Raw genomic sequence first — 599 nt, 5'->3', positions numbered from 1 at the left:
TTTGACCTTGTTTTGACTCACAGCGTTCCGGCGACGGAACGCGATTCAATTCTTGTATAGCGCCAAATGAAAAATTTATATTAGTATCCCCGATGATGATCGTTCAGGCCTTGATATATAGCACTAGCGATTAAATAACCTGTCAATCCAAATACAGACAGAGCATTAGTATGTAGTGCACCATTGAAGTAAGTAGTGATTAGAGATGAAATAAACACCACTACAAAAATTAAAAGCGCTATCTTGAAGCCCCAGTCAACAAAGAAGTCTATTGCAGGACCAAAGCTCAAAGCTAGGTTGTTATTCTCCATTACATTCTCAAGCCTTTTCACAAGCTTCTCCTAGTTTTCTTTATAGGGTTTTCGAATAGATTTTGGCGCTTTGGGTAGCCCGTTAAGCATATCTATATGAGCTTGTTTCTTACTATGCCCTAGCTCAACTTCCTCTGCAATTTGGTAGACTCTTACCTTGCTAAACCCCCACCGATTGGCTAGGTGTGCTGTAGTCCAACCTTTTCGTTTATAGCACTCAATGTATTCGTCTTTAGTCACGGTAACAAGAAACCTATCTTTGTAAAGTATGCTTAACTATATACGTTA

At 39.2% G+C, this 599-nt stretch carries 1 protein-coding gene; it reads right to left on the bottom strand.

The annotated features are described in order from the left end of the window. Window positions 1–80: 80 nt before the first annotated feature. Window positions 81–332 (bottom strand): hypothetical protein, encoded by a 252-nt coding sequence (locus IQR33_RS06680; RefSeq protein ID WP_025633956.1) that lies wholly within the window; start codon window positions 330–332, stop codon window positions 81–83. Window positions 333–599: the final 267 nt, after the last annotated feature.

This window comes from Vibrio sp. OPT46, assembly GCF_015163535.1.
Lineage (GTDB): Bacteria > Pseudomonadota > Gammaproteobacteria > Enterobacterales > Vibrionaceae > Vibrio > Vibrio alginolyticus.
The sequence above is the reverse complement of the archived record's forward strand: the minus strand, read 5'-3'. Positions and strand labels throughout refer to the sequence as shown.